This is a genomic window from Limnohabitans sp. (assembly GCF_044361645.1).
Classification (GTDB): Bacteria; Pseudomonadota; Gammaproteobacteria; order Burkholderiales; family Burkholderiaceae_C; genus Limnohabitans_A.
Window position 1 is genome coordinate 1 of sequence record NZ_JBIKIL010000198.1, and the last position, 3,829, is coordinate 3,829.

General features: G+C 56.8%; 4 protein-coding genes, 1 pseudogene and 1 riboswitch. All 5 genes and pseudogenes read right to left on the reverse strand.

Annotated elements, in window-relative coordinates:
* On the reverse strand, positions 1–591 hold a 591-nt coding region (locus tag ACIQ39_RS18865), incomplete at its 3' end, for a dihydropteroate synthase (protein ID WP_396436122.1).
* Between the two features lie 55 nt (positions 592–646).
* Positions 647–747, reverse strand: a riboswitch (S-adenosyl-L-homocysteine riboswitch).
* A 281-nt stretch (positions 748–1,028) separates the two neighbouring features.
* The gene (locus ACIQ39_RS18870; protein WP_396436123.1) at positions 1,029–1,676 is read right to left on the reverse strand and encodes a response regulator transcription factor; all 648 of its coding nucleotides are present in this window, start codon (positions 1,674–1,676) and stop codon (positions 1,029–1,031) included.
* Positions 1,677–1,909: 233 nt separating this feature from the next.
* Entirely contained in the window at positions 1,910–2,392 is a 483-nt protein-coding gene (locus tag ACIQ39_RS18875; protein WP_396436124.1) for a pilin, read from the reverse strand.
* 84 nt (positions 2,393–2,476) lie between these two features.
* Positions 2,477–3,187 carry a TerC family protein gene (locus ACIQ39_RS18880; protein ID WP_396436125.1) on the reverse strand — a complete coding sequence of 237 codons (711 nt, stop codon included), beginning with the start codon at positions 3,185–3,187 and terminating at the stop codon, positions 2,477–2,479.
* Positions 3,188–3,330: 143 nt separating this feature from the next.
* Positions 3,331–3,829 (reverse strand): annotated as a pseudogene (locus ACIQ39_RS18885) (succinate--CoA ligase subunit alpha); the annotation flags it as partial.

Sequence of the window (3,829 nt, forward strand, 5' to 3'; positions counted from 1 at the left end):
GTCGTGCTCTTCTATGCCGGTGGCGATGGCAAAAATATTCGGGTCAAAAATGATGTCTTCCGGCGCAAAGCCCACTTCGTCGACCAGCACGCGGAAAGCGCGCTCGCAGATCTCGATCTTGCGTGCGTAGGTGTCGGCTTGGCCTTTTTCGTCAAACGCCATGACCACGGCGGCTGCGCCATAGCGCTTGACCAACTTGGCTTGGCGTTTGAACTCGTCCAAGCCCTCTTTCATGCTGATCGAGTTGACAATGCCCTTGCCTTGGATGCAGCGCAGACCGGCCTCGATCACCGACCATTTGGACGAGTCCACCATCACCGGCACGCGGGCAATGTCGGGCTCGCCAGCCATCAGGTTCAAAAACCGCACCATGGCCGCTTGGCTGTCGAGCATGGCTTCGTCCATGTTCACGTCGATGATTTGCGCGCCGTTTTCCACCTGCTGCCGCGCCACGGCCAGCGCCTGCTCGTACTCGCCATTCAGAATCATGCGGGCAAAGGCCTTGGAGCCGGTGACGTTGGTGCGCTCGCCCACGTTGACAAACAGAGAACCCGTACCGACAGAGACCGGCTCCAGTCCGGACAGCTTCATGGGGGGAACAGCGGGGATTTCAGACGCAACAACAAACACGGGCTCACCTTGGGGCAAAAGGTGAGCGTCGTTGTGCAACATCGTTCAGCGATTGAACGACCCCAAGCCTGACCCACTTTGCCTTGGCGGCGGCAGGCTGCAACGCTCCTTGAGGACTGGCGATTTTAACCCAGCACCTCCGGCTTTTTTGCCGCCCTGCATGCAGCACGCCTTTCGCGTGTCGGTTCATGGCCTGAACCGCTGTTGCCCCAAGCCTGCAGGGGTCAGTGCCAGCTCTTTTTTGGCATGCCTCAGTCTGTCATTTGTCACGCCAAGGGCACTTGTCATCTCGCGAGAAGCTCCAGAAATCTGGCCCGCCACACCGCACAAACCGGCCAGCGTGCGCCCACTTCATCGGGCCAACAAAAGGCGCGAGCGTTTCGTACTGGGTCGGGTGCTTATTTTGTCGGGCGCAGGGTCTGCTTTTTGAGCGCGCTCAGGTCAACGCCTTGGCACTGGCTGATGAGTTCTGCACTGGTGGTGATGGCAAACTTTTGGTAAATGGTGGCGCGGTGTTTTTTGGCTGTTCCGGCTTGTATGCCGGTGATCTCGGCAATGCCTTTGTTGGTCAACCCTTGGACGATGAGCATGAAAATTTCTTGCTCTCGCCCAGACAGCGCCCCAAATGAGCGCCGCAAGGCATCAAGTTTGGCAAATACAAGGTTTCTCTGACGGTCTATTTCCAAGGCTTTGTCCACCACCTGACACAGCTTGTCCCGATTGAACGGTTTCAACAAAAAATCAACCGCGCCCAAGCGAAAGGCTTCGATGATTTCAGCCTTGTCGCTTTCGCCGCTGATGAAAACCACAGGGGTTTTGCGCTCCAACATAGCCAATCTCACTTGCAGTTCAAGCCCACTGATGTGGGGCATGCGCATGTCCAACAACACCACTGCAGGCGAGATGTCCATGGACTTGTCAAGAAAAGCGCCCGCGTTGTCGAATGTGTCGACCGTGTAGCCCAACATCTGCAGCATGTCGCCCAAGTAAAAGCACATGTCTCGGTTGTCGTCCACCAAGTAAATGTGGCCAAGTCTCTTTTCCATATAATTTATAAATTGACAAATTAATTATTAATTTACCAATAATATAGATTTGTGTAACTACCCAATTGGGTAATTTGGCGGCTCATTGACGGTTTTCAACGCGGGCAGTTATCGCTCATCAGGCCCAGAGCAGACACAACTGTGCGCTTGATTCGGCCCCAGCGGTGGTCAAAACCAGCGCCAAGGTCGGCTGAAAACGAGCGGCCGAAAGGCCCGGCCGGGACAACCCGGTCTCAACTGGCTTTGCAAGAAGCCGGGAGGTATTTGAGCGGCAATCCGTTGGTGGCCGCAGGCCCGCAACGCCAACCGGCGATGGACTTGCCACCATCGGCACTGCCATCGACCGCCGTGTTGCCTGGCTGCAGAGGTGTCAGGGAAATGCTGTTGGCCGAAGCGCTGGTGCTGCCGCGCAAAGCGCCATGGTTACCAACCACCGTGATCACGCCGTTGGCATCTGTGCCAATGCTGGTGACGTATCTGCTGCTTTGGCTTTCGCAAACTTGGGGCAAAACAACCGACACATTGGCGTCAGAGGCGGAACCAATGGCGTCGTTCACCGCCACTTTGCAACCGCCTGCCGCCAACAACATTTCTGAGACTTTGGCCCGGATGCTGTAGTCCTGGTAAGCAGGCAGGGCCAAGGAGCCCAAGATGCCAATGATCGCGATCACGATCATCAACTCGATCAATGTCAAACCGCGTTGCTTTTGTAACATGGTGTGCCTTTAGGAGTTTGGAAAATGAATGCTAATACATTCATCTTGCCAGCGCCAGTGGGGTGGCGCCCCAGGCGTGGCGATTCAAACCGTTTCTTGGACAGCAGGGCGACGCGCCATGATGATTTTACCCAAAGCCAGCACCAACAAGGCACCTGCCAGGCCCATGGCATAGCCCCACACCTTGTCTTGCGGCAAGTACGCCACCAAGCCGGGATCCGTTTGCATCATGCTGCCCGCGATCCAGCCCAACAACATACCGCCTGCGGTGATGATCATGGGGAAACGGTCCATGAGTTTCAAGACCAATTGACTGCCCCAGACGATGATCGGGATGCTGACCAGCAAACCAAAAACAACCAGCGGCATTTGGTGGTCCGGATTGCCCGAAGCTTGAGCGGCACCCGCAATGGCGATCACGTTGTCAACGCTCATGACCAAGTCCGCAATGATGACCGTTTTGATCGCACCCCAAAGTTTGTCGCTGCCTTGGATGTTGCTGTGGTCGTCATCGGCATCGGGGGTCAGCAGTTTGACCCCGATCCAAATGAGCAACAAAGCCCCGACAAACTTAAGAAAGGGAATGGCCAGCAATGTCAGCGCAAAAAAGATCAGGATCACACGCAGAACAATGGCCCCGGCAGTGCCCCACAAAATACCTTTTGTTCGCTGGTGCGCGGGCAACTGACGGCAAGCCAGGGCGATGACCACGGCGTTGTCGCCACCCAACAATATGTCGATCATGATGATCTGGGCCACGGCGATCCAGAACGTGGCGGTTATAAATTCTTCCACAGGGCATCCTTTTGCCCGTGGAGGCGGGCTCATAGTCGATTAACAAAAAGAAAGCCGGATTATCCCTTGGAAAATCCGGCTTTTGATTGTGGCAAACCACATCCCCGCACAGCGCAGGGCGGGGCAGCTGCAAAAGAAGTGACTTACTTCAGCTGGGCCTTGAGCAATTGGCCCAATTCAGACGGGTTGCGTGTGACGATGAAGCCGCACGCTTCCATGATGGCCAGCTTGGCGTCGGCCGTGTCGGCGCCGCCAGAAATCAAGGCACCGGCGTGGCCCATGCGCTTGCCGGGGGGGGCCGTGACACCGGCGATGAAGCCGACAACCGGCTTTTTCATGTGGGCCTTGCACCACATGGCCGCTTCGGCTTCGTCGGGGCCGCCGATTTCACCGATCATGATGACAGCGTCGGTGTCCGGGTCGTCGTTGAAGGCCTTCATCACGTCGATGTGCTTCAAGCCGTTGATCGGGTCGCCACCAATGCCCACGGCGCTGGACTGGCCCAGGCCCACTTCGGTCAACATGGCCACGGCTTCGTAGGTCAAAGTGCCCGAGCGCGACACCACGCCAATGCGGCCTTTGCGGTGGATGTGACCGGGCATGATGCCGATCTTGATCTCGTCCGGGGTGATGAGGCCGGGG